The organism is Xenorhabdus thuongxuanensis (genome assembly GCF_001908095.1).
Classification (GTDB): Bacteria; Pseudomonadota; Gammaproteobacteria; order Enterobacterales; family Enterobacteriaceae; genus Xenorhabdus; species Xenorhabdus thuongxuanensis.
On sequence record NZ_MKGR01000005.1, the window covers coordinates 159,136 to 184,406 of the forward strand.

General features: G+C 44.2%; 20 protein-coding genes, 1 other RNA gene and 2 pseudogenes. 18 read left to right on the forward strand and 5 right to left on the reverse strand.

The window, feature by feature from the left end:
* The first annotated feature begins 4 nt into the window (after positions 1–4).
* The 7 genes from aceF (at position 5) to Xentx_RS05395 (ending at position 9,713) form a co-directional block, all read left to right on the forward strand.
* A complete protein-coding gene (gene aceF, locus Xentx_RS05365; protein WP_074019243.1) occupies positions 5–1,867 on the forward strand; it encodes a pyruvate dehydrogenase complex dihydrolipoyllysine-residue acetyltransferase in 1,863 nt (620 codons plus the stop codon).
* A gap of 202 nt (positions 1,868–2,069) precedes the next feature.
* Positions 2,070–3,497 carry a dihydrolipoyl dehydrogenase gene (gene lpdA, locus Xentx_RS05370; protein WP_139292434.1) on the forward strand — a complete coding sequence of 476 codons (1,428 nt, stop codon included), beginning with the start codon at positions 2,070–2,072 and terminating at the stop codon, positions 3,495–3,497.
* A gap of 393 nt (positions 3,498–3,890) precedes the next feature.
* Entirely contained in the window at positions 3,891–6,488 is a 2,598-nt protein-coding gene (gene acnB / locus Xentx_RS05375) for a bifunctional aconitate hydratase 2/2-methylisocitrate dehydratase (RefSeq protein ID WP_074019245.1), read from the forward strand.
* A 189-nt stretch (positions 6,489–6,677) separates the two neighbouring features.
* Complete coding sequence (locus Xentx_RS05380; protein WP_074019246.1) at positions 6,678–7,049, forward strand: YacL family protein; 372 nt, start codon at positions 6,678–6,680, stop codon at positions 7,047–7,049.
* A 193-nt stretch (positions 7,050–7,242) separates the two neighbouring features.
* On the forward strand, positions 7,243–8,115 hold the full coding sequence (gene mscS, locus Xentx_RS05385) for a small-conductance mechanosensitive channel MscS (RefSeq protein WP_074019276.1): 873 nt from the start codon (positions 7,243–7,245) through the stop codon (positions 8,113–8,115).
* 138 nt (positions 8,116–8,253) lie between these two features.
* Complete coding sequence (gene argO / locus Xentx_RS05390) at positions 8,254–8,874, forward strand: arginine exporter ArgO (RefSeq protein ID WP_074019247.1); 621 nt, start codon at positions 8,254–8,256, stop codon at positions 8,872–8,874.
* 104 nt (positions 8,875–8,978) lie between these two features.
* Positions 8,979–9,713: an oxidative stress defense protein gene (locus Xentx_RS05395; RefSeq protein WP_074019248.1), complete on the forward strand. Its 735-nt coding sequence runs from the start codon at positions 8,979–8,981 to the stop codon at positions 9,711–9,713.
* Here the strand turns inward: Xentx_RS05395 and Xentx_RS05400 are convergent.
* Positions 9,710–10,615 carry a LysR family transcriptional regulator ArgP gene (locus Xentx_RS05400; protein ID WP_074019249.1) on the reverse strand — a complete coding sequence of 302 codons (906 nt, stop codon included), beginning with the start codon at positions 10,613–10,615 and terminating at the stop codon, positions 9,710–9,712. The genes Xentx_RS05395 and Xentx_RS05400 overlap by 4 nt on opposite strands.
* Positions 10,616–10,779: 164 nt before the next feature.
* Here Xentx_RS05400 and rpiA point away from each other — a divergent pair, with 164 nt between their 5' ends.
* Complete coding sequence (gene rpiA, locus Xentx_RS05405) at positions 10,780–11,439, forward strand: ribose-5-phosphate isomerase RpiA (protein WP_074019250.1); 660 nt, start codon at positions 10,780–10,782, stop codon at positions 11,437–11,439.
* Positions 11,440–11,709: 270 nt separating this feature from the next.
* Positions 11,710–12,951 (forward strand): phosphoglycerate dehydrogenase, encoded by a 1,242-nt coding sequence (gene serA, locus Xentx_RS05415; protein WP_074019251.1) that lies wholly within the window; start codon positions 11,710–11,712, stop codon positions 12,949–12,951.
* A 110-nt stretch (positions 12,952–13,061) separates the two neighbouring features.
* Here serA and Xentx_RS05420 read toward each other — a convergent pair whose 3' ends face one another.
* From Xentx_RS05420 to zapA, 3 genes are all read right to left on the reverse strand, one after another.
* The gene (locus Xentx_RS05420) at positions 13,062–13,658 is read right to left on the reverse strand and encodes a 5-formyltetrahydrofolate cyclo-ligase (RefSeq protein WP_074019252.1); all 597 of its coding nucleotides are present in this window, start codon (positions 13,656–13,658) and stop codon (positions 13,062–13,064) included.
* A 54-nt stretch (positions 13,659–13,712) separates the two neighbouring features.
* Positions 13,713–13,896, reverse strand: a non-coding RNA gene (ssrS, locus tag Xentx_RS05425) — 6S RNA.
* A gap of 149 nt (positions 13,897–14,045) precedes the next feature.
* Positions 14,046–14,351: a cell division protein ZapA gene (gene zapA / locus Xentx_RS05430; protein WP_074019253.1), complete on the reverse strand. Its 306-nt coding sequence runs from the start codon at positions 14,349–14,351 to the stop codon at positions 14,046–14,048.
* 264 nt (positions 14,352–14,615) lie between these two features.
* Here zapA and Xentx_RS05435 point away from each other — a divergent pair, with 264 nt between their 5' ends.
* The 8 genes and pseudogenes from Xentx_RS05435 to Xentx_RS05470 form a co-directional block, all read left to right on the forward strand.
* Positions 14,616–15,203: a YecA/YgfB family protein gene (locus Xentx_RS05435; protein WP_074019254.1), complete on the forward strand. Its 588-nt coding sequence runs from the start codon at positions 14,616–14,618 to the stop codon at positions 15,201–15,203.
* A 163-nt stretch (positions 15,204–15,366) separates the two neighbouring features.
* Positions 15,367–16,683 (forward strand): Xaa-Pro aminopeptidase, encoded by a 1,317-nt coding sequence (gene pepP, locus Xentx_RS05440; RefSeq protein WP_074019255.1) that lies wholly within the window; start codon positions 15,367–15,369, stop codon positions 16,681–16,683.
* A gap of 24 nt (positions 16,684–16,707) precedes the next feature.
* Complete coding sequence (gene ubiH, locus Xentx_RS05445; protein ID WP_074019256.1) at positions 16,708–17,898, forward strand: 2-octaprenyl-6-methoxyphenyl hydroxylase; 1,191 nt, start codon at positions 16,708–16,710, stop codon at positions 17,896–17,898.
* 13 nt (positions 17,899–17,911) lie between these two features.
* Positions 17,912–19,144 (forward strand): FAD-dependent 2-octaprenylphenol hydroxylase, encoded by a 1,233-nt coding sequence (ubiI, locus tag Xentx_RS05450; RefSeq protein ID WP_074019257.1) that lies wholly within the window; start codon positions 17,912–17,914, stop codon positions 19,142–19,144.
* A gap of 372 nt (positions 19,145–19,516) precedes the next feature.
* Positions 19,517–20,614 (forward strand): glycine cleavage system aminomethyltransferase GcvT, encoded by a 1,098-nt coding sequence (gene gcvT / locus Xentx_RS05455; RefSeq protein WP_074019258.1) that lies wholly within the window; start codon positions 19,517–19,519, stop codon positions 20,612–20,614.
* 24 nt (positions 20,615–20,638) lie between these two features.
* Entirely contained in the window at positions 20,639–21,031 is a 393-nt protein-coding gene (gene gcvH / locus Xentx_RS05460; protein ID WP_074019259.1) for a glycine cleavage system protein GcvH, read from the forward strand.
* A 144-nt stretch (positions 21,032–21,175) separates the two neighbouring features.
* A complete protein-coding gene (gene gcvP, locus Xentx_RS05465; RefSeq protein ID WP_074019260.1) occupies positions 21,176–24,052 on the forward strand; it encodes an aminomethyl-transferring glycine dehydrogenase in 2,877 nt (958 codons plus the stop codon).
* A gap of 267 nt (positions 24,053–24,319) precedes the next feature.
* Positions 24,320–24,823: pseudogene (locus Xentx_RS05470) on the forward strand (helix-turn-helix domain-containing protein); the annotation flags it as partial.
* 29 nt (positions 24,824–24,852) lie between these two features.
* Here Xentx_RS05470 and Xentx_RS18730 read toward each other — a convergent pair.
* Positions 24,853–25,116 (reverse strand): annotated as a pseudogene (locus Xentx_RS18730) (IS1 family transposase); the annotation flags it as partial.
* 63 nt (positions 25,117–25,179) lie between these two features.
* On the opposite strand from Xentx_RS18730, the gene Xentx_RS18735 reads away from it, so the two are divergent.
* A partial coding sequence (locus Xentx_RS18735) for an IS1 family transposase (RefSeq protein WP_339373705.1) occupies positions 25,180–25,271 on the forward strand: 92 nt, incomplete at its 3' end.

Consider the following 25,271-nt stretch of genomic DNA (forward strand, 5'->3'; position numbering starts at 1 on the left):
ATTAATGTCTATCGAAATTAACGTACCTGATATTGGTGCAGATGAAGTTGAAGTTACCGAGATTCTGGTGAAAGTTGGTGACACAGTAGAAGCAGAACAGTCACTGATCACGGTTGAAGGTGACAAAGCTTCTATGGAAGTTCCTTCTCCACAGGCGGGTATAGTCAAAGAAATCAAAGTTGCGGTTGGCGATAAAGTTGAAACTGGCAAACTGATTATGGTTTTTGAATCCTTAAACGGTGCAGCAGAATTTGCACCTGCGCAGCAAGCAGCGCCAGCAGCGGCATCAGCAGCAGTAGAAAGCAAAGAAGTGAATGTGCCAGATATCGGTGGTGACGAAGTTGAAGTGACCGAAATCATGGTAAAAGTGGGTGATACTGTTACTGAAGAGCAGTCACTGATTACTGTTGAAGGTGACAAGGCGTCAATGGAAGTTCCTGCGCCATTTGCAGGTACTGTGAAAGAGATCAAAATTGCGGCTGGCGATAAAGTTAAAACCGGTTCTCTGATCATGGTATTTGAAGTGGCCGGTTCTGGAGTCGCTCCAGCGGCAGCACCGGCAGCGGCTCCAGCAGCAGCGCCTGCGGCTTCTGCGGTCAAAGAAGTCAACGTACCAGATATTGGTGGTGACGAAGTTGAAGTGACCGAAATCATGGTAAAAGTAGGTGATACTATTGCTGAAGAGCAGTCACTGATCACTGTTGAAGGTGACAAGGCTTCGATGGAAGTTCCTGCACCATTTGCAGGTACTGTGAAAGAGATCAAAATTGCGGCTGGCGATAAAGTTAAAACCGGTTCTCTTATTATGGTATTTGAAGTTGCGGGTTCAGCCTCTGTAGCAGCACCAGCGGCGGTTCCGGCTTCTGTGGCTGAACCTGCGAAAGCAGCACCAGCGCCAGCAGTAAGCAAGCCAGCAGAAGGCAAAAATGAATTTGCTGAAAATGACGCTTATGTTCATGCTACTCCAGTAATTCGTCGTCTGGCTCGTGAATTTGGCGTAAATTTGGCTAAAGTAAAAGGTACTGGCCGTAAAGGTCGCATCCTGCGCGAAGACGTTCAGGCTTATGTGAAAGATGCGATTAAACGTGCGGAAGCAGCACCTGCGGCTGCGGGCGGTGGTCTGCCAGGTATGCTGCCTTGGCCAAAAGTTGATTTCAGCAAGTTTGGTGAAATCGAAGAAGTTGAAATGAGCCGTATCCAGAAAATTTCTGGTGCTAACCTCAGCCGTAACTGGGTCATGATCCCTCATGTTAACCTGTTCGATGAAGCAGATATCACTGAAGTTGAAGAGTTCCGTAAACAGCAGAACAAAGAAGCTGAGAAGAAACAGCTTGGCGTGAAAATCACTCCGCTGGTGTTCGTCATGAAAGCCGCTGCGAAAGCACTGGAAGCAATGCCTCGCTTTAACAGCTCCATTTCTGAAGATGGCCAGAAGTTGATCTTGAAAAAATACGTTAACATCGGTATCGCGGTTGATACACCTAACGGCTTGGTTGTTCCTGTATTCAAGGATGTCAATAAGAAAGGCATCATGGAACTGTCCAGAGAATTGGCTGAAGTTTCTAAGAAAGCACGTGCTGGTAAGCTGACCGCTTCCGACATGCAGGGTGGCTGCTTCACTATTTCCAGCTTGGGTGGTATCGGTACTACCGGCTTTGCACCAATTGTGAATGCGCCAGAAGTGGCAATCATGGGTCTGTCTCGTTCTTCCATGAAACCAGTTTGGAATGGCAAGGAATTTGTTCCACGTCTGATTCTGCCTATGTCTCTGTCTTTCGACCATCGTGTGATCGACGGAGCAGATGGCGCACGTTTCATCACTTATATTAATCAATTGATGAGCGACATCCGCCGTTTAGTCATGTAATGCAAAGGCCGGTAAATAACCGGCCTAATGATTACTACCGTGACAGATATTTTCACCTTGCATCTGGCAGGTTGGGATTTCTGTCACGTTAACGCGCTTTTCAGGTTATTTACAATTCTGTAAACTGCTCGCGGTGTGTACGTCCCGGTGGAATATGGTTTTTTTTCGTCTGACTCGCCGGACAAACAATTAAGAGGTCATGATGAGTACTGAAATTAAAGCCCAGGTAGTGGTGCTTGGTGCAGGCCCGGCAGGGTATTCTGCTGCTTTCCGTTGTGCTGACTTAGGTTTGGACACTGTTTTGGTTGAACGTTACTCTACTTTGGGTGGTGTTTGCCTTAATGTTGGTTGTATCCCATCCAAGGCTCTGCTTCATGTTGCCAAAGTGATTGAAGAAGCAAAAGCACTGTCACAACATGGTATCGTGTTTGGTGAACCACAAACTGATATCGATAAGATCCGTCTCTGGAAAGAAAAAGTTATTTCTCAGTTGACAGGTGGTCTGGGCGGTATGGCTAAGGGCCGTAAAGTTAACGTTGTTAACGGTGTTGGTAAATTTACAGGTGCTAACACTCTGGTAGTAGAAGGCGAGAACGGCGCAACAACGATTAATTTTGAGAATGCCATTATCGCAGCGGGTTCACGCCCAATTCAGTTACCATTCATTCCACATGATGATCCTCGTGTATGGGATTCTACCGATGCACTGGAGCTGAAAACTGTTCCAGGGCGCCTGTTGGTTATGGGCGGTGGTATTATTGGTCTGGAAATGGGTACTGTTTACCATGCTCTGGGTTCTCAGATCGACGTGGTAGAAATGTTCGATCAGGTTATTCCTGCGGCGGATAAAGACATTGTTAAAGTGTTCACTAAGCGCATCAGTAAGAAGTTCAACTTGATGCTGGAAACTAAAGTGACCGCGGTAGAAGCTAAAGAAGATGGCATCTACGTAACAATGGAAGGTAAGAAAGCTCCGGCAGAACCACAGCGTTATGATGCGGTTCTGGTTGCTATCGGCCGTGTTCCAAACGGTAAATTGATTGATGCTGGTAAAGCAGGCGTTGAAGTTGATGATCGTGGCTTTATCCACGTGGATAAACAAATGCGTACTAACGTGCCTCACATCTTTGCTATCGGTGATATTGTTGGTCAGCCAATGCTGGCGCACAAAGGTGTCCATGAAGGTCACGTTGCTGCTGAAGTTATTTCTGGTAAGAAACATTACTTCGATCCAAAAGTGATTCCATCTATCGCTTACACTGAGCCAGAAGTTGCTTGGGTTGGTCTGACCGAGAAAGAAGCGAAAGAAAAAGGCATCAGCTACGAAACTGCGACTTTCCCATGGGCAGCATCTGGTCGTGCAATTGCATCTGACTGTTCAGATGGTATGACCAAGCTGATCTTCGATAAAGAAACTAACCGCGTTATTGGTGGTGCTGTTGTTGGTACTAACGGCGGTGAGCTGCTGGGTGAAATCGGTCTGGCTATCGAAATGGGTTGTGATGCAGAAGATATCGCTCTGACTATCCACGCTCACCCAACACTGTACGAATCAATTGGTATGGCTGCGGAAATTTACGAAGGCAGCATCACTGATTTGCCAAACCCTAAGGCAAAGAAAAAGAAGTAATTCTTTAGATTTCGCAGTGGGTTAAGAAGAAAAAATTTCAAACGGCTTTCAAATAGGGAAGCCGTTTTTATTTGCAGATGTTTACAGAGAGAAATTAAGGAATTTTCAGGCTAAAATAACAACAGATAGCATTTAAAACTTTAATACCCTCTCTAAGCTCATTTATCCAGAATTTTATTATGGTTCAATGTTGATTTTATGTGAATGAATTAACATGCTATTCAAATTTTGGTATGCTAAACACCCGAAGCTGAGCATAATTATAATGTTATGCGAGCAAAATCCTCTGACCTGGCACCCTTGATGATTGTTTTCAGATGATCATTTTCAATGATCATTAGCGGGTGCAGACAGCCGGGTATATAAAATGACAATGAGAGCGAGGAGAAAGTCGTGCTAGAAGAATACCGCAAGCACGTAGCCGAGCGTGCAGCTCAAGGCATCGTCCCTAAGCCGTTAGACGCAGCTCAAGCAGCAGCGCTGGTCGAATTACTGAAGAACCCACCTATAGGTGAAGAAGCTTTTCTGATAGATCTACTGACCAATCGTGTTCCTCCTGGTGTAGATGAAGCTGCTTATGTTAAAGCAAGTTTCCTTGCTGCCGTTGCTAAGGGAGAAACTACCTCTCCTTTAGTGACCCAGGAAAAAGCCATCGAATTATTGGGAACCATGCAGGGTGGGTATAATATCCACGCTTTAATTGATGCCCTGGATGATGAAAAGTTGGCTCCAATTGCAGCGAAGGCACTTTCTCATACTTTGCTGATGTTCGACAGTTTCTATGATGTAGAAGAAAAAGCAAAAGCGGGTAATGTCCATGCCAAACAGATTATGCAATCGTGGGCTGATGCAGAATGGTTCCTTGGGCGCCCTGAATTAGCGGAAAAAATCACCGTTACCGTCTTTAAGGTTACGGGGGAAACCAACACTGATGATCTTTCTCCTGCCCCTGATGCGTGGTCACGCCCTGATATTCCCCTACATGCATTGGCAATGCTCAAGAATGCCCGTGAAGGTATTGAGCCTGATCAAGCCGGTGTTGTAGGCCCAATTAAGCAAATTGAGGCTCTGAGCAAGAAAGGTTATCCGTTGGCCTACGTTGGAGATGTTGTCGGGACTGGCTCTTCCCGTAAATCGGCAACTAACTCCGTATTGTGGTTTATGGGAGAAGATATTCCGTTTGTACCCAATAAACGGGGTGCTGGTGTGGTGCTGGGTGGAAAAATAGCTCCAATTTTCTTCAATACCATGGAAGATGCAGGTGCGTTGCCAATTGAGGTGGATGTTTCCAAGCTGAATATGGGGGATGTAATTGATATCTATCCCTATAAAGGTGAAATCCGCTATCACGAAACAAATGAGTTATTGGCTACTTTTGCATTGAAAACCGATGTACTGATCGATGAAGTACGTGCTGGTGGCCGTATTCCATTGATTATCGGCCGTGGTTTGACTGGCAAAGCGCGTGAGTCACTGGGTTTGCCACTGAGTGATGTGTTCCGTCAGGCAAAAGCGGTGGCGAAAAGCGATCGTGGCTTCTCATTGGCGCAAAAAATGGTTGGTCGTGCGTGTGGTAAGAGCGGTATCCGTCCAGGGGAATATTGTGAGCCTAAGATGACTTCTGTGGGTTCTCAGGATACCACAGGGCCAATGACGCGGGATGAGTTGAAAGATTTGGCATGTCTGGGCTTTTCTGCGGATCTGGTTATGCAATCATTTTGTCATACCGCTGCCTATCCAAAACCTGTTGATGTGACGACACACCATACTCTGCCTGATTTCATTATGAACCGTGGTGGGGTATCTCTGCGTCCGGGGGATGGCATTATCCACTCATGGTTGAACCGCATGTTATTGCCAGATACTGTGGGTACAGGTGGAGATTCCCATACCCGTTTCCCAATTGGTATTTCTTTCCCGGCTGGTTCAGGTCTGGTGGCATTTGCTGCGGCAACAGGCGTAATGCCGTTGGATATGCCAGAATCCGTACTGGTTCGTTTTAAAGGAAAAATGCAACCCGGAATAACCTTGCGTGATCTGGTTCATGCCATTCCTTATTATGCGATTCAGCAAGGTTTGCTGACCGTTGAGAAGAAAGGTAAGAAAAACATCTTCTCTGGCCGTATCCTTGAGATTGAAGGTTTGCCAGAACTTAAAGTTGAACAGGCATTCGAGTTGGCTGATGCCTCTGCGGAACGTTCTGCGGCAGGATGTACCATTAAGCTGGATAAAGAGCCAATTATTGAATACTTGCAGTCGAACATTGTCTTGCTGAAATGGATGATTGCAGAAGGTTATGGTGATTGCCGGACATTGGAACGCCGTATTATTGGCATGGAAAACTGGCTGAAAGATCCTCAATTGTTGGAAGCGGATGCAGATGCTGAATACGCAGCCGTTATTGAGATTGATCTGGCAGACATTAAAGAGCCTATTTTATGTGCACCTAATGATCCTGATGATGCACGTCTGTTATCTGAAGTAGCTAACAGTAAAATTGACGAAGTTTTCATTGGCTCTTGCATGACTAATATTGGACATTTCCGTGCGGCGGGTAAATTGCTGGATCAGCATAAAGGCCAGCTGCCGACTCGCTTGTGGGTTGCTCCTCCGACTAAGATGGATGCGGCCCAATTAACGGAAGAAGGGTATTACAGCATTTTCGGCAAGAGCGGAGCACGCATTGAGATCCCTGGTTGTTCATTGTGTATGGGGAATCAGGCGCGTGTGGCGGATGGTGCAACAGTAGTATCCACTTCTACTCGTAACTTCCCTAACCGCCTTGGTTCCGGTGCCAATGTTTACCTTGCTTCGGCGGAGTTGGCGGCTGTCGCTTCATTGTTAGGACGCTTGCCAATGCCAGAAGAGTATTTGCAGTTTATGGATCAAGTCGATGAAACCGCAGCAGATACTTATCGCTATCTCAATTTTGATCAATTAAATCAATACACAGAAAAAGCGGATGATGTAATCTTCCAAACCGCAGTATAAAAAAGTATATTGCAACGAATGGGGAGGCGAATGCTTCCCCTTTTTTTGTTTTTGTTACTACCGTCTTATAACAATTTCGTAGTAATTTCTGTATCAGTTTGTGGGTTGCCTCAGAGGTGGAAATAGCGGAAATGTTTAAAATTCAAATGAAATTATTTGGCATCTGTAAAAATAGTCAGGGGGTATGTGATGGAATATGAATTTATGCAGGATGTTACCGGTCAGATAACAACATCCTTTTCAATGGATCATGAAGCCATCGGTCATTGGTTGAATGAAGAAGTGAAAGGCGATCTGTGCGTATTGGATAAAATCATTGTGGCCTTGCAAGAGATTAAAGGTAGTGAACGCCAATGGCAGTTGGCTGGTCATGAATATACGCTATTGATGAGTGAAGATGAGATCATGATCAGGGCTAATCAACTGCAATTTGATACAGAGGTTATAGAAGAAGGAATGAGTTACTACGATAACGAGAGTTTGGCTTTTTGTGGGACAGAAGATTTTATCGATATGTTGGCTGATTACAGAGAATTTATTTTGCAAAAAAGGAAAACGTAAGGATTAGTGTTCAAGCAATGAAGGCTTTCTGCCATAATTTATATTCCATTACATTTTTGTGTTGTGATAGTGGCTTTCTATTTTTTTGAACAGAAAACTATTTTTGAACAGGAGCCTACATCCTACTGGTGGCGTTCATTGTGAGGAATGGCATCGAATGGAGATAGGTTCCAACAATAACGGTGGACTTTGTATGGAAAAAATCAATCTGTCACATGAGATTGATAAAGCGGCAAGCTGGTTTACCAACAATCAGGATCTATTGATTCAGTATGTGGTAAACATTGTATCTGCCATTTTGATTCTTATCGTTGGCTTATTTATTGCCAAGTTGGCTAATAAAGCAACCAAGCGTGTTATGTCACTGCGTGGCATTGATACCACCATTTCTGATTTTCTATCCGCGATTATTCGTTACGCTATCATAGCATTTACGATTATTGCTGTTCTTGGGAAGTTGGGCATTCAGACCGCATCTGTGATTGCCGTCATTGGTGCCGCAGGTTTGGCGGTAGGCCTGGCATTACAAGGCTCACTGTCTAATTTTGCTGCTGGTGTTTTATTGGTGATTTTCCGTCCACTTCGCACTGGCGAATATGTCAGCATTGGCGCTGTGGAAGGAACTGTCATGCAAGTACAGATTTTCTCAACAACATTGCGCACGGCAGATGGCCGTATCATTGTGATCCCCAATGGTAAAATTATTGCGGACAATATTATCAATACCAGCCGTGAACCTGACCGCCGTACCCAAATTATGGTAGGGGTTGCATATGATGCGGATATTGATGAAGTGAAAAGAGTGTTGGGCGATGTGATTCAAGCAGATAAACGCATTCAACATGAAAAAGGAATCACTATCCGTCTGCATGAAATGGCTCCTTCATCATTGAACTTTATTGTGCGTGTGTGGACCACCAATGGTGACGCCTGGAATGTCTATTGGGATTTGATGGAAAACTTTAAGCGTACTTTGGATAAACACAATATCGGCATTCCTTTCCCGCAAATGGATGTTTATTTACATCAGCAAAATAGTGCCTTACAGAAGAAGGCAGACGAATAATTAAGATATCGTGGTGTGAGAATTTCTCACATCACCTTTCCTAATGATGCATTAGAATCATTCATTTTTACTAATGCACCATCTTGTTTAAGATGCATTGATATCGTAACTAATTGAATAATTATTAGGAATCTTTGCATGTTTTCAACATTTATTCAGGGCTTTTTTCTTAGTGCTGCGATGATCCTTCCGCTTGGGCCACAAAATGTATTTATCATGCAGCAAGGAAGCAGGAAGCAGTTTCATTTAATGAGTGCAGCATTATGCTCCACCAGTGATTCTCTGCTCATCATAACGGGGATATTTGGTGGCAGTGCCTTACTGGGACAATCGGTGCTTTTATTGCAAGCCGTGACATGGGGAGGCGTTGCGTTTTTATTATGGTATGGATGGGGAGCTTTTCGAACAGTATTATCGGCAGAAGTCGAACATTTCTGTACTGAAAAAACTGTCCAAAACCGTTGGCGAGTCATAGTAACGTTATTTGCTGTGACATGGCTAAATCCTCATGTCTATTTGGATACCATTGTTGTCTTGGGAAGCATAGGAGGTCAATTGTCAGCCGAGCTTCGGCCGTGGTTTACCACCGGAGCGGTAATGGCATCGATCAGTTGGTTTTTTACATTGTCATTCTTGTCTGCGTGGTTTGCACCTGTGCTTAATCGACCCAGAGCACAGCGGATCATCAATATCTTCGTTGGCTGTGTGATGTGGTATATCGCTTGGAACTTAATTAATCAAGGATATAGATTTTATTGATTATAATATCTCTCCATAGAATAGATGTTCTATAGATTACTTCTCTATAGATAGTGTGCTAATGTTTTTGAGAGTACCTTACTCATGTCATTTTAGGAGGTCTTGTGAAACGTAAATCACTGGTATTAGCTGCGATGATGGCTTTAGGAAGCCTGTCTTGCATGACTGCTTCCGCCGCTGACTCACTATCTATTCCCCATATTTCCACCTCTGGTAACGCGATAGTTAAAGCGACGCCAGATATGGCTACCTTGGTAATCCATGTGAGTGAAACTCAAAAGAGTGCAGCAGAAGCAAAGAAAAAAGTAGATAAACGTGTTGCAAAATATTTTGATTTTCTGAAAAACAGTGGCATCGAAAAGCAAGATATTGATGCTGCCAATTTACGCACTCAGCCAGAATATCAATATGAACAAAAGAGTGGAAAATCAAGTATTACGGGTTATAGAGCATCGCGTTCGGTTGAAGTGAAAGTTCACAAGCTGGAGCAACTGAATGCCTTATTGGATGGCGCCCTGAAAGCAGGGCTGAATGAAATTAATTCTGTTCAGTTTGGTGTAAGTAATCCGCAACGTTATCGTGATGAAGTCAGACAAAAGGCTATTGAGAATGCCATTCAACAGGCAACAGAATTGGCAAAAGGATTCAACAGTAAATTAGGCCCTGTATATAGCATTAATTACCGTGCGCCTGAAGCTGTGCCTGTCCCAATGAGCCGCCTGAAATATCAGGCAGATCTGTTGGCAGCACCAGTTTCTGACTCAGCCAGTGAAACTTACGAACCACAGAGTATTGAGTTTTCTGATCACGTTGATGCCGTTTTTGAATTACAGCGTTAATGAGTTTCATCTTCCTGACGTAACATCTGGCGCCCTCGTTTTAACAGGGCGTCAGTGACTTTTCTCATCGTTCCACTTTCAGGAGCAAACCGATGCCAATAAAGCATACGGCGTTGGCATAGCCCTGGTGTTAGATCAATTAACTCACCGGCTTTTAGCTCCTTGTCAATTTGCAAGTGTGGGATCATACAACAAGTTGAACCTTGTTTTGCTAATTGAACGAAGGCTTCCGAAGAATTCACGATATGGCAGGGTACACTTCCCGGCGATAAATCGAAATTTTGTTGTAAAAATGCTTGATGCATATCATCTAAATGGTCGAATGCAACCGCAGGTGCTTTCAGTAATGCCGAGCGTGTGACGCCATTCGGGAAAAAACGGTTTGCAAACGCTGGAGAGGCTACAAACAGGTAATCCAGGGCACCCAATTTATCAACCAAACAGCTTGGCAGAGGTTGGGGCTGAATACTAATCGCTCCGACAACTTCACCACGCCGCAAACGCTCTTGAGTTCGGGTTTCATCTTCCACTTGAATATTTAGCCTAATAGGCAAATCAGACAAAACAGGGTGGAGAGCCGGTAAAAGCCATGTCGCCAGACTGTCCGCATTAGCAGCCAGGGAAAGCAATAACGGCATTTCATTACTATTTTCATCACCAAGCCATTGCGCTTCCAGCAGTTCTACCTGATGTAATAGCGCAAGCAACTTTTGTCCTTGTTCTGTAGGGTGGGGAGGAACAGTGCGTACCAATAGTGGTTGACCAAACATATTTTCTAATTGCTTGATTCTCTGGGATACTGCTGATTGGGTAATACAAAGTTTTTGCGCTGCTCGCTCGAAACCACGTTCTTTAATCACTGCATCTAGTGCTTGCAATGATCGGTAATCAGGACGTTTCATTGAAAATAAGGTTCTCCGTGTTTGCTCTTTTTGTGTTACAGCTCAATATTAAAACCATTATGTGCCTAATTAGCACTATGCCATATTTTTTCATGAGGTGAGCCAATATTGTTTATACTAGCTATCAGATTTTTCCTTGTAACTGATTATAGGCTGTGATCAATATGACTCAGGACGAACTGAAAAAAGCAGTAGGTTGGGCAGCATTGGAATACGTTAAACCAGACACAATTGTTGGTGTTGGTACAGGTTCTACAGCAGCACATTTTATTGATGCGTTAGGCACTATCAAAGATAAAATTGTAGGTGCAGTGTCGAGTTCAGATGCATCGACTGAGAAATTGAAAAGTCTCGGTATTCCTGTGTTTGACTGTAATGAGGTTGACACTTTGGATATTTATGTTGATGGTGCTGATGAAATTAATGGCCAAATGCAGATGATCAAAGGCGGCGGCGCAGCGTTAACCAGAGAAAAAATCATCGCGGCGGTTGCGAAGAAATTTATTTGTATTATTGATTCGTCTAAGCAAGTCGATGTGTTAGGCAAATTCCCTCTGCCAGTTGAAGTCATCCCAATGGCACGGGCTTATGTGGCTCGTGAGCTGGTGAAATTGGGAGGAATACCGGTTTATCGTGAAAACGTAGTAACAGACAATGGCAACCATATTCTGGATGTTCACAATTTCTCTATTGTTGATCCCATTGAGTTAGAAAATAAGATCAATGGAGTCGCTGGTGTGGTAACAGTAGGGCTCTTTGCTAATCGAGGGGCGAATGTGGTACTGGTAGGTACTGCTGATGGCGTTAAGACGCTCACTGAATAATCATTTATTGGGGGCAGAATAGCCTGCCCTCAAAATATTTTTATATTTATTCAAAATAGAAAATTTAGTGATATATATCACGATTTTGTCTAAAAAAACTTCAAAATCCTGTCTTTATCTAATAACGAATTATTTTACTTTGCATAACAACTTATTTACTATTGCTTATTCTGTAATATAAGCAATCGATTGTATTGCCGTTACTGTTTTTTTTGTTATTTTGGTGGAATCGATATGCATTATGAAAGTAAGTACAACTAGGGCGGGTAAATGGTTAAGGTATCTTTAGGAAAGGACAAAATTAAATTTCTGCTGTTGGAAGGCGTTCACCAAAGCGCAGTAGATAGCCTGAAAGCGGCAGGGTACAGCAATATTGAATATCACAAAGGGGCATTAGAACCTGAAGAATTAAAAGAAGCGATTCGTGATGCTCGGTTTGTCGGGATTCGTTCCCGTACCCAATTGACAGAAGAGATTTTCGCCGCAGCGGAAAAGCTGGTTGCAGTTGGGTGTTTTTGTATTGGTACTAACCAGGTTGACCTGAAAGCCGCAGCAAAGCGTGGTATTCCGGTATTTAATGCCCCCTTTTCTAATACTCGCTCGGTAGCTGAAATGGTATTAGGTGAGCTTCTGTTGCTATTGCGCCGTATTCCTGAGGCGAATGCAAAAGCCCACAATGGGATATGGGATAAGCAGGCAAAAGGTTGCTACGAAGCACGTGGAAAAAAATTAGGTATTATCGGTTACGGGCATATTGGTACACAGCTTGGCATTTTGGCTGAAAATATTGGTTTGAATGTTTATTTTTATGATATTGAAAATAAATTACCATTAGGTAATGCACAGCAAGTTCATCATTTGTCTGAATTGTTGAATATGAGCGATGTTGTGAGCCTGCATGTTCCTGAAACAGCTTCAACCAAAAATATGATTGGCGCAGCAGAACTGGAATTGATGAAACCAGGCTCGATTTTGATCAATGCATCACGTGGTACTGTAGTCGATATTGATGCACTCAGCATGGCATTGGAAACAAGGCATCTCTCTGGCGCCGCGATTGACGTCTTTCCTCATGAACCCGCAACAAACAATGATCCTTTCATTTCACCATTAAGCCAGTTTGATAACGTACTGCTGACGCCCCATATTGGGGGATCGACGCAAGAAGCCCAGCAAAATATCGGTTACGAAGTTTCAGGTAAACTGGTCAAATATTCTGACAATGGTTCTACATTATCAGCGGTCAATTTCCCTGAAGTATCGCTCCCTGTGCATGCCAAAGATACTAACCGCTTACTGCATATCCATGAAAATCGCCCAGGTATCTTGACCAGCATTAACCAAGTGTTCACTGAGCAAGAAATCAATATTGATGCCCAATATTTGCGGACTGATAGTAACATTGGTTATGTTGTGATTGATATCACGACGCAGAGTTCAGACCAAGCTGAACTAGTCTTGCAGAAACTGAGATCTTTGCCAGGCACGATCCGTTCTCGCTTGCTTTACTAAGATATAATGGTTGGTTAAAAGGTCATTATTGATTAAGACGAAACGCATTAAAAATAAGGGGCTATTGAAGGCACAATAGTCCCTGTTAACTCACTGAGTAGAATATTAATTCATATCCATTGCCATACTTTTTCTGGTGTAATGATCTTTGGCAGAGGAATATCCCAACTCTCACTAGGTAGTTTCTCGACTAACTGCAAATTATGAGCTAATCCAATCGGATAAAAATTCTGTTGTTGCCATTTCGCGAGAATTCTATCGTAGAAACCGCCGCCCATCCCCAGGCGTTGCCCTGTACAATCGAAAGCGACCAGAGGAATAAACATGACATCAAGTTCGGAGATAGGTAAAACCCGCCTGACATCCAATTGAGGCTCTTCGATATTAAAGCGGTTACGAATAAGAGGCGTGTCGGCACAATAACGGAGAAACAGCAGGTGATTCCGGCTAAAAGGATGCAATATTGGCAAGTAGACCTGTTTGTTTTGCCGCCAAAATTGTTGAATTAGCGGACGTGTATCTAATTCCCCATCAAAGGAGAGGTAGAGGGCAATTTTATCAGCTTGCTGGATCTTAGGGTGAGCTATAGCCTGTTTAACTGCTTGCTGGGCAAATTGCGATTGTTGTTCAGGGGATAGATTTTGGCGTAATTGCCGAATTTTTTTTCTAATGGATTGGCGCAGAGAAAGAGAAGAATCTGATTGCATGATACCTGCCTGTTAATTAACGCAGAAAAGGATACAAAACAGATAAAAAATGGGAGGTTCTCCAAGATGCCGTTACAGGTGGTAACCCTTGAACCCTTGGTTCAAGGTGAACGCAGCGTCGTTGCTATTAGGCTTCTTGGTCTGGCCAAGCATGCTCACAAGAAACGTAGCACCACATTCTATAGAGATGAAATATCGGCTCAGGGGACTTCCCTGCTCACGAACACCTCAGAGAAAATTTTTTTGCCGCTTAAATCACTTAAATAGGCTCTAAGCAACGCTATGAAGCCTATTGTATGGAACTGAACGAAGAAAGCAACTGCTTATATTAATCTATAGTGATTACTGCCTGATTTATCAACAAGATTGAGTTGAAGGGTAGGATTATCAAGTAACTTTACCTTGCTCTAACAGTGCCTTTTCAATGGATTGCTGGAGCATTTTTATTTTTTGTTCCATATTGTAAGCATAATCACGGGTTTTCATCTTCTCCTGTGCCAACTCGTGACAGACATTCAGTGCCACAATAAAAACCAGTTGCTCAGTGTTAGTGACTCTGGTGCGTTCTTTAAGGTTATGCAAACGCTGATCAAGTTCCACAGCAGCAGCTTGCAATGCTTCAATCTGCTCTGTTGGACAATTGACACGTAATGACCGCCCAAAAATCTGAATATCTACTGGTTGTGCAGACATGACACCTTCCTGATTTATTATTGTGCCGATACCTTGATGTTGATATATATCCCTTATCTCTCAAATTGTAGCTTTGCTGGCAGAGCTGTAATTTGAAATCTATTGGGCATAGAGTAAATTATGGTATAAAACAAGGCCGACACCAATCATTACCGTACAATACCAAAAGCCTCCTTCCTTATATCGGTGTGTGCTGTCTGGTATAGCGACTCCCCTTGATGGTAGCATAGCATAAACTTATATCGCCAACGATGATCAATATACATGTCTATACAAAACTCATTACCTAATTATCAATCATTTGATGAAATTTTGCATCAACAGTCCGTTGCCCTGACAGCAGCAGAAATGCATGGCTTAATCAGTGGGTTACTATGTAATGGAAATCATGGTGGTAATCACGATAGTAGTTGGCAAACATTGGTGCATGATCTTGCGAATGATGGTCTGGCATTTTCTCAGGTTTTGGCTCTACCGCTTAGGGAATTATACGAAACGACATTTGAATTGCTGGATGACAGTAATTTCGCGTTCCATCTGTTGCTGCCTGATGAAGATGCGGGGATTTTTGAATGCGCAGATGCGTTGGCGGGATGGGTGAACCACTTTCTGCTCGGATTGGGAGTAGCCAATCCTAAATTGATAGAAAAGCCAGAAATTCAAGAAATTATCACCGACTTACGTAACATCGGCATGTTGGGCTATGATGAAGACGAAGATCAGGAAGAACTCTCTCAAGCCCTTGAAGAAGTGCTGGAATATGTCCGTGTTGCGGTTCAACTCTGCTATATCGCATTAGCAACACCTAAAACCGCAGGCAGTGCAAAAAATGAAAAACCAACATTGCACTGATTGGCAGTCTTCACCCAATAAATTTCAGGTTGCAGTGTAATGGCAAGGAAATTAATTCTCAGGAGCATGGCTTATGTCACTGGGAGAGTGGGCACGACCATCAGGCAGCAACCTGGGAAATAAGGGGTATACCTACTAATAATATGGAATTGCAGGAGAGGGTATGACTAAACAAGAATATTTATCCCGTCGTCAGGCATTATTGTCAAAAATGGTACCAGCCAGTGCGGCTATTATTTTTTCGGCTCCGCTTGCGACACGTAATTCAGATAGTGAATATCCCTACCGTCAGCACAGTGATTTGCTGTATCTGACAGGGTTCAGTGAACCGGAAGCGGTTCTGATACTGATCAAAAGCGACGAAACCCACAATCACAGTGTGTTGTTTAATCGTGTTCGCGATTTGACTGCGGAAATTTGGTTTGGTCGTCGTCTTGGACAAGAAGCTGCATTGGAAAAGTTGGGAGTGGATCGTGCCCTGCCATTCGATGATCTCAATGAACAACTCTATTTGTTGTTGAATGGCTTGGAAGTGGTTTATCACGCCCAAGGAGAATTTGAGTACGCTGATAACATCGTTTTTGGTGCCTTGGATAAATTGCGCAAAAACAGCCGCCGTAACTTCAAGGCGCCAACGGTCATGGCAGATTGGCGCCCGTGGCTGCATGAAATGCGTCTGTTTAAATCAGAAGCTGAATTAGAAATCATGCGTAAAGCTGGGGAAATCAGTGCTCAGGCGCATATCAGGGCGATGCAGGTTTGTCGCCCTGGCATGTTTGAATACCAGCTTGAAGCCGAAATTCACTACGAATTTACCCGTCAGGGTGCGCGTTATCCTGCTTATAACACCATTATTGGCGCGGGAGAAAACGCATGTATCCTGCATTACACCGAAAATGAACGTCGCATGAAAGATAGCGATTTAGTGTTAATCGATGCGGGGTGTGAATATAAAGGATACGCCGGCGATATCACACGGACATTCCCGGTAAATGGCAAGTTTACGCGTTCTCAACGTGAAATTTATGACATTGTGCTGGAAGCTATCAACCTTTCTTTGGAACTGTACAGACCAGGTATCAGCATAAGCGAGGTCACGGGACAGGTTGTACGTGTCATGGTGAAGGGATTGGTAAGATTGGGAATTATGCATGGTGAAGTCGAACAATTGATCGAAACCAATGCTTATCGTCAATTTTTCATGCATGGTTTGAGTCATTGGTTGGGGCTGGATGTGCATGATGTAGGTGATTACGGCGTTGATCGCGATCGAATTCTGGAACCTGGTATGGTGCTAACTGTAGAGCCAGGGATTTACATTGCACCAGATGCAGATGTCCCGCCGGAATACCGTGGTATCGGTATCCGTATTGAAGATGATATTGTGATAACGGAAACAGGAAATGAAAACCTGACTGAGCTTGTCGTGAAAGATCCAGATGAAATAGAAGCTCTGATGGCACAGGCAAAGCACAATTAAGGTTAAAGTAATCAGGAAGTTATAATGAACGTGATTATTGTGGGCGGAGGAATGACGGGAGCGACATTAGCTCTGGCTATTGCCTCGCTGAGTCGGGGGCAATTACAAGTCTCCTTGATTGAAGCAGCAGAACCTACCAAGGAACATCCTGGTTTTGATGCGAGGGCTATTGCCTTGGCTTATGGTACATGTCAGCGCTTGCATCAGATTGGTATTTGGCCTGCATTGCAACATTGTGTTACCCCAATAACTCACGTTCATGTCAGCGACCGCGGTAATAGCGGTTTCGTCAATATCCGCGCCAGTGACTATGATATTTCGGCATTGGGTAATGTAATTGAATTGCATGATGCTGGAATTCATCTTTTTGATTTATTAAAACAATCTTCAAATATTAAACTTTACTGTCCGGCTAAAGTGAGTTCCGTTGAACGTTTAGAAAGTTCTGTGGTGGTTTCGCTGAATAATGGCGAAAAACTGACAGGAGAACTGTTGGTCGCGGCGGATGGTAGCCACTCTGCGATAGCTCAGGCGTGCAATATACCGTTCCAACAGCGATCTTATGGGCAGACAGCCATTATTGCCAATGTGCTGACTTCTGAACATCCTCAAGGAAGGGCATTCGAGCGTTTTACCAAACATGGCCCATTAGCGCTGTTACCTATGTCTGAAGGGCGTAGTTCACTGGTATGGTGTCACCCACTGGAAAAACAGTCAGAAATCAATAACTGGAGCCAGCATGAATTTCTCCAACAGCTACAAAAAGCATTTGGTTGGCGTTTGGGGAAAATGCTGGAAACCGGTCAACGACATAGTTATCCCTTAGCATTATCGACAGCCAGCAGGCAAATTAGCCACCGTTTAGCACTGGTAGGTAATGCTTCCCAAACCTTGCATCCGATTGCTGGGCAGGGCTTTAATTTAGGGATGCGCGATGTGATGACTTTGGCACAAATCATTTCAGCAGCGGCCACTTCTGGGCAGGATATTGGCTCCTATAAAGTCCTGGCACAGTATCAGCAACAGCGTCAGGCCGATCGTGAAACCACCATTGGGATCACGGATGGATTGGTCAGGTTATTTGCCAATGACTACTTACCGTTAAAAATTGGGCGTAATCTTGGCTTGATGACAATGGAAAGGTTATCCCCAATGCGGGATCTCTTTGCCCGTCAGACATTAGGTTGGGTTGCACAGTCACCATTGGCAGATTAAGAGGAAAGAAAGAATGCAATCATTTGATGTGGTGATCGCAGGGGGCGGAATGGTTGGCCTTGCGCTGGCCTGTGGTTTGCAAGGTAGTGGTTTGCGCATCGCGATTGTAGAAGAGCACCCACCGACAAAACCATTTGATGCCAATGATGAATATGCGTTGCGTGTTTCGGCCATCAATGCAGCTAGTGAACGATTACTCACCCATCTTGGTGTCTGGCAAGATATTCTTGCAATGCGAGCGAGCCCTTATCAGGGAATGGAAGTTTGGGATCAGGACAGTTTCGGGCGTATTCAGTTTAATGCGGTGGAAAATGGCCTGACACACCTGGGCCATATCATCGAAAACTGTGTGATCCGGCAAGCACTCTGGCAACGCGCGGAAAATTTGCCAGATGTGATGATCTTTACTCCATCTTCTCTCAAGAATGTTGCCTGGGGAGAAAACGAAGCTTTCATCACTTTATCTGATGGAAGAATGTTGACTTCACGCTTAGTTGTTGGTGCAGACGGTGCCCACTCTTGGCTGCGTCAACATGCAGATATTCCTCTGACTTTCTGGGATTATGAACATCATGCATTAGTAGCGACAATTCGTACTGAAAAGTCTCATGAAGGTGTTGCGCGTCAGGTTTTCCACGGTGATGGGATACTGGCTTTCCTGCCCCTGCCTGATCCTCACTTATGTTCAATTGTGTGGTCACTACCGGCTGAATCTGCGCAACAGCGCAAATCTATGGAACCCGCGTTGTTCAATCGGCAACTAAGCGCGACATTTGATATGCGTCTTGGTCAATGTGAACTGATCAGTGATCGACAAACCATTCCATTGACGGGGCGTTATGCCCGCAATTTTGCCGCTCATCGATTGGCACTCTTGGGCGATGCAGCACACACTATCCACCCACTGGCTGGTCAGGGTGTTAATCTCGGATTTATGGATGTGGCAGAACTAATAGGTGAATTGAGCCGCTTAAACCAGCAAGGAAAAGACATCGGCCAGTATCTCTATTTAGGGCGTTATGAGCGTCGTCGTAAACACAGTGCGGCGGTCATGCTTGCAGGTATGCAGGGTTTTCGTCAGCTATTTGATGGCAATAACCCAGCTAAAAAATTATTGCGCGGTATTGGGTTAACCTTGGTTGAGCACTCACCGGCAATGAAGCCGCAATTGCTTCGTTATGCAATGGGGCTCAATGACCTTCCTGATTGGCTGATCTCTCAAACCTCTTCGGTTGAAAAAATCTAATTCAGCCCGTGAATTAGAATTAGTTTTTCTCATATTAGGCTAAAGTGTGTTAAGTCGATTTACTTCATACTTTAGCCTTTTTTCAATCTAAAAATATTGTTTTTTGTCATTTGTTAAAAATTTTGAGTATTTTTGTGTAATAAATCAGACAAAAATTCTGCATGACAATAAAGGTTTTTGGGGATTGTCGCTGCAATGCAGCTAATTTATTTTATGGTTCATTTCCTGTTTCAGTGGTAACTTCTGATCCCAAGGTATCGTTTGCGTGATTAACCGTTTCTTTGCTTCATGATCCAACACCTGCCGGTTAATGCGCCGTCTGTTTTTTCAGGTCACGAATGTTTTCATGTCAAGAATGTAAAGAGGGAAATAATGTCAAAACACACCCCACTATATGATCAACATCTGGCATGCGGAGCACGCATGGTAGATTTTCATGGCTGGATGATGCCCCTGCACTATGGTTCACAAATCGACGAGCATCATACAGTGCGTACTGATGCCGGTATGTTCGACGTTTCCCACATGACAATTGTGGATCTACACGGTACAGATTGTCGTGATTTTCTCCGTTATCTTCTGGCCAATGACATTGCCAAACTAACAGAGCAGGGCAAAGCACTGTATACCGCAATGTTAAATGCTTCCGCTGGCGTCATTGATGACCTGATTGTTTATTTCTTCACTGATAATTTTTATCGCATGGTTGTGAATTCAGCGACCCGCGAGAAAGATTTGGCATGGATTAACCAACATGCTGAGGGATATGACGTTGAGATTACTGTGCGTGATGATTTAGCTCTGATTGCTGTTCAGGGACCAAACGCGCAAGCCAAAGTTCAATCACTGCTAAGCGATGAGCAGAAGCAGGCGATAACCGGCATTAAACCTTTCTTTGGCGTCCAGTCGGGAAATCTATTTATTGCAACGACGGGTTATACCGGTGAAGCAGGTTATGAAATTGCACTGCCTAAAGAACACGCGGCAGATTTCTGGCAGCAGTTGTTGGCTGTAGGGGTAAAACCCGCTGGATTGGGGGCGCGTGACACATTGCGTCTTGAAGCGGGCATGAACCTTTATGGTCAAGAAATGGATGAAACTATTTTACCGCTGGCCGCCAACATGGGCTGGACAATTGCCTGGAAACCGGAAGAGCGTCAGTTCATTGGCCGTGAAGCATTGGAAAGACAACGTGAAACGAATACTGAACAATTAGTTGGACTGGTCATGCGTGAAAAGGGGGTATTGCGTGGTGGTTTAACTGTCAGTTTCACTGATGGTTCCGGTGAAATGCGTTCTGGAGTAATTACCAGCGGAACATTCTCCCCAACCTTAGGATTTAGTATAGCCCTTGCACGTGTACCGCAAGGTATTGGTGAACAGGCGGTTGTCCAGATCCGTAATCGTGAAATTCCTGTTCAGGTTGTTAAACCTGGCTTTGTACGGATGGGCAAATCACTTGTAGATTGAACAAAAAACAAGGAGAAGGCAACGATGAGTCATGTACCAGTAGAATTAAAATATACAGAATCACATGAATGGGTTCGCTCGGAAGGAAATGGTGAATATACCGTAGGCATTACCGAACATGCCCAGAATTTATTGGGAGATATGGTATTTGTTGATTTGCCTGAAATAGGCACAGAAGTAAATAGTGGTGATGATTGTGCTGTTGTAGAGTCAGTCAAAGCGGCTTCTGATATTTATGCACCAGTGAGTGGTAAGATTATCGCGGTTAACCCTGATCTAGAAAGTTCCCCCGAATTAGTGAACAGTGAACCCTATAACGAAGGTTGGTTGTTCCGCATTAAAATAACCGATGAGAGTGAACTCGCTAATTTGCTTGATGCCGAAAGCTATCGGTCACTCTTGGAAGAAGACGAATAATGTTTTTGAATCGCCCCATATCACATTGTGAGTGGGGCGTTTTTTTGTGTGCCGTTTTTTATAGCCAATAGATTTCAAGTGATAGGCACCAAAACTGTAACTTGAAAGATAGAAGGCATAGCTAGTTTCAGGAAATTATCATCAATGACTCAGACATTAATCCAACTTGAAAATCAAGATGAATTCATTCGTCGCCACATTGGTTCTTCTGCTGAACAGCAAACAGAGATGCTGGCGATAGTAGGTGCAAATTCTCTTGATGATTTGACCAATAAAATTGTTCCTCGTGATATCGCATTATCAGAGCCTCCTGCGGTTGGTGAAGGCGTGACTGAACAACAGGCTCTGGCTGAATTGAAAGCGATAGCGAGCCAGAACCAGCGCTATCAATCGTATATCGGTATGGGATACTCACCCGCAATTCTTCCCCCCGTTATTTTACGTAATTTGCTGGAAAATCCGGGCTGGTATACCGCATATACCCCTTATCAACCGGAAGTTTCTCAAGGCAGATTAGAAGCTTTATTGAATTTCCAGCAAGTAACAATTGACCTGACAGGCTTAGATCTTGCCTCTGCTTCACTACTGGATGAAGCAACAGCAGCCGCAGAAGCTATGGCAATGGCAAAACGGATCAGCAAGCTGAAAGGGGCTGAACGTTTCTTTGTGGCGGATGATATTCATCCACAAACGTTGGATGTAGTACGTACCCGTGCCGAAACATTTGGATTTGAAGTCATTGTTGATAAAGCAGAAAAGGTACTGGAACTGGAAGGAGTCTTTGGTGTCTTGCTGCAACAAGTAGGAACGACGGGTGAAGTCCATGATTATAGTGACCTGATTGCAAAACTGAAAGAGCGTAAAATCATTGTCGGCGTTGCCGCGGATTTCATGGCTCTGGTTATATTGACCGCGCCGGGCAAACAAGGTGCCGATATTGTATTTGGTTCTGCACAGCGTTTTGGTGTGCCGATGGGATATGGCGGCCCTCATGCAGCCTTCTTTGCTTGCCGCGATGAATTCAAACGTTCCATGCCGGGTCGTATTATCGGTGTTTCCCGTGATGCAGCGGGTAACAGGGCACTACGTATGGCGATGCAAACACGCGAGCAGCACATTCGTCGTGAAAAAGCGAATTCCAATATCTGTACTTCTCAAGTCTTACTGGCAAATATTGCGGGGATGTACGCTGTTTACCACGGATCTGAAGGGTTAAAGCGTATTGCTAACCGTATTTACCGACTGACAGATATTCTGGCTGCGGGTTTGCAAAAGGCGGGTATCACACTGCGTCATAAGACATGGTTTGATACATTGGCGATTGAAGTATCAGATAAGGCTCAGGTACTGGCAAGAGCGGCTAAAGCACAAATTAACTTGCGTACCGATATTCTTGGTGCCGTGGGTGTATCATTGAGTGAAAAAACCAGCCGCGATGATTTGGTAACTCTGTATCAAGTGATAACAGGTTCTGACTCAATGCTGGATATTGATGCTCTTGATCGTGAAATCGCGACAGGCAGTCAATCTATTCCTGCCTCCATGCTGCGTAATGACGAAATTTTGACATATGATAATTTCCGTCGCTACCACAGCGAAACCGACATGATGCGTTATATGCACAGTCTGGAGCGTAAAGATCTGGCGCTGAATCAAGCCATGATCCCGCTGGGTTCGTGTACCATGAAACTGAATGCAGCGGCGGAAATCATGCCGATTACCTGGCCTGAATTTACCGATATGCATCCTTTCTGCCCGCCAGAACAAGCGCAGGGTTATCACCAGATGATCAGCCAACTTTCCCATTGGCTGGTATTGCTGACCGGATATGACGCATTCTGTATGCAACCTAACTCTGGCGCCCAAGGGGAGTATGCCGGTCTGCTGGCAATTCGTCGCTATTACGCCAGCCGTGGTGAACAACATCGCCATATTTGCTTAATTCCAAGCTCTGCGCATGGCACAAATCCGGCTTCTGCTCATATGGCAGGAATGACGGTTGTTGTTGTGGAGTGCGATAGAGAAGGCAACATCGATCTGGTCGATTTGCGTGAAAAAGCGGAAAAACACAGTGACAATCTTGCCTGTATCATGGTGACTTATCCGTCAACGCACGGTGTCTACGAAGAAACCATCCGTGAGGTTTGCGAAGTTATCCATCAAAACGGCGGGCAGGTTTATCTTGATGGTGCGAACATGAACGCACAAGTAGGGATTACAACTCCGGGCTTTATTGGTGCAGATGTTTCGCATCTGAACCTGCATAAAACCTTCTGTATTCCACACGGTGGTGGTGGCCCAGGCATGGGGCCGATTGGTGTGAAAAAACATCTTGCCCCATTTGTGCCAGGTCATTCAGTGGTTGAAATGGATGAAGTTACAACATTAGGTGCAGTATCCGCAGCGCCATTTGGTAGTGCATCTATCCTGCCAATTAGCTGGATGTATATTCGCATGATGGGAGCAAAAGGGCTGAAACAGGCCAGCCAGGTTGCGATCCTGAATGCAAACTACATTGCCGCCCGCCTGAAAGACGCTTATGAAATCCTCTATACCGGACGTGATGGGTATGTTGCTCACGAATGTATTCTGGATATTCGCCCACTGAAAGAAGAATTCGGCATTAGTGAGATGGATATCGCTAAGCGTCTAATAGACTATGGTTTCCACGCTCCAACCATGTCATTTCCGGTTGCGGGAACCTTGATGGTTGAACCAACGGAATCAGAGAGTAAAGTTGAAATTGACCGCTTTATTGACGCAATGCTGGCAATTCGGCAAGAGATCAGCAAAGTGACAAGCGGAGAATGGCCGTTGGAAGACAACCCATTAGTCAATGCTCCACACGTTCAGACTGAACTGATTTCTGATTGGGATCATGCCTATAGCCGTGAAATAGCTGTTTTCCCAACTGTGGAAACGAAAGCCAATAAATACTGGCCGACGGTTAAACGTCTTGATGATGTTTACGGTGATCGCAATTTACACTGTTCTTGTGCACCAATTGAAGATTATCGTTAGCCATAAATAAATTAACGAGATTCTTTGAAAGCAGTGCTAGGAAAGATTTCTAACACTGCTTTTTTTATCAATAAAATCATTATTAAATTTCAGTTTTGGGATCAGAGTGTCTTCTTATATGGAGGTACTTTTTATTTCTTGTTATTTATAGCGATTTGGATATTGCTATATATCAATTTCTAACAAAGTAGAATCTAAAATATGATGTATACCAATCGCCATTGAAGATGCTTGATTTCTTATTCAAACCAGATCATGCTTGCAACCATGAAAATTCATCTGACACCAGAACAAAAACACGCCCTCGAATTGATGCATGATACGACTCGCGACAGTCGAGTTTGTGATCGCATTAAGGCGGTGCTTTTGGCCTCAGAAGGTTGGACTGCTCAGATGATTGCACAGGCCTTGCGTATTCATGAAAGTACGGTCAGCTGTCATCTGAAAGATTTTATCGCGCAGGAAAAGCTCACCCCAGAAAATGGCGGCTCTGAAAGCCATCTCTCTGCCGAACAAACCGCCGACCTGATTGATTATTTGACCGCCAATTTGATGCATACCACAACCCAAATTGTGGCCTATGTCCAGGCACGTTGGCAGGTTTCTTTCAGCGTGGGCGGAATGACAAAATGGCTTCACCGCCAAGGTTTCAGCTACAAAAAACCCAAGGGTGTTCCTCATAAATTCGATGCGCACAAACAGCAACAATTTATTGATGACTACAAGGCGCTGAAAGAGGAAGCGGGGCAGAATGAACCGATCCTATTTATTGGGTCGCGTATTCAATCCGTTGATTTGTGTTAAACATAGTATTCACGTTCAATGAAAGTCCCGATGACTTTATCATGCATTTCCGGTGAGTTAGAATAACCCAACGTTTTACGATTGAGTCGCTTAAGTCGGCTGCGCAACGTCAAATTCTCCCGCTCAATACGTTGAGTGAAGGTTTTTCCGACAAGATGCTGGTTTTTGGGTAATAAACTGTAAGCTTTGAAATTATCTGTACACCAGAAGACAACATTAAACGAAGCCAGTTTTTTGAGGAGTTTCTTGAGTGTTTTTTTGGGTCATGCTCCCAATGATTAGATATTGTGATAAACTCCCTGCTTTTTATTCTGGAGTGAGAGATGGCTAAAGTGGATGTGGTTTGTCGTTACTGTCATAAAACAGAAGAGGTTAAAGGGCATGGAAAAGGACGTACTGGTCATCCCCGCTATCA

Bases quoted from the DNA above. Each gene is read 5' to 3' on its own strand.
- aceF (WP_074019243.1), top strand. From the start codon at position 5: ATGTCTATCGAAATTAACGTACCTGATATTGGTGCAGATGAAGTTGAA.
- lpdA (WP_139292434.1), top strand. From the start codon at position 2,070: ATGAGTACTGAAATTAAAGCCCAGGTAGTGGTGCTTGGTGCAGGCCCG.
- Xentx_RS05380 (WP_074019246.1), top strand. From the start codon at position 6,678: ATGGAATATGAATTTATGCAGGATGTTACCGGTCAGATAACAACATCC.
- mscS (WP_074019276.1), top strand. From the start codon at position 7,243: ATGGAAAAAATCAATCTGTCACATGAGATTGATAAAGCGGCAAGCTGG.
- argO (WP_074019247.1), top strand. From the start codon at position 8,254: ATGTTTTCAACATTTATTCAGGGCTTTTTTCTTAGTGCTGCGATGATC.
- Xentx_RS05400 (WP_074019249.1), bottom strand. From the start codon at position 10,615: ATGAAACGTCCTGATTACCGATCATTGCAAGCACTAGATGCAGTGATT.
- rpiA (WP_074019250.1), top strand. From the start codon at position 10,780: ATGACTCAGGACGAACTGAAAAAAGCAGTAGGTTGGGCAGCATTGGAA.
- serA (WP_074019251.1), top strand. From the start codon at position 11,710: ATGGTTAAGGTATCTTTAGGAAAGGACAAAATTAAATTTCTGCTGTTG.
- Xentx_RS05420 (WP_074019252.1), bottom strand. From the start codon at position 13,658: ATGCAATCAGATTCTTCTCTTTCTCTGCGCCAATCCATTAGAAAAAAA.
- zapA (WP_074019253.1), bottom strand. From the start codon at position 14,351: ATGTCTGCACAACCAGTAGATATTCAGATTTTTGGGCGGTCATTACGT.
- Xentx_RS05435 (WP_074019254.1), top strand. From the start codon at position 14,616: ATGTCTATACAAAACTCATTACCTAATTATCAATCATTTGATGAAATT.
- pepP (WP_074019255.1), top strand. From the start codon at position 15,367: ATGACTAAACAAGAATATTTATCCCGTCGTCAGGCATTATTGTCAAAA.
- ubiH (WP_074019256.1), top strand. From the start codon at position 16,708: ATGAACGTGATTATTGTGGGCGGAGGAATGACGGGAGCGACATTAGCT.
- ubiI (WP_074019257.1), top strand. From the start codon at position 17,912: ATGCAATCATTTGATGTGGTGATCGCAGGGGGCGGAATGGTTGGCCTT.
- gcvT (WP_074019258.1), top strand. From the start codon at position 19,517: ATGTCAAAACACACCCCACTATATGATCAACATCTGGCATGCGGAGCA.
- gcvH (WP_074019259.1), top strand. From the start codon at position 20,639: ATGAGTCATGTACCAGTAGAATTAAAATATACAGAATCACATGAATGG.
- gcvP (WP_074019260.1), top strand. From the start codon at position 21,176: ATGACTCAGACATTAATCCAACTTGAAAATCAAGATGAATTCATTCGT.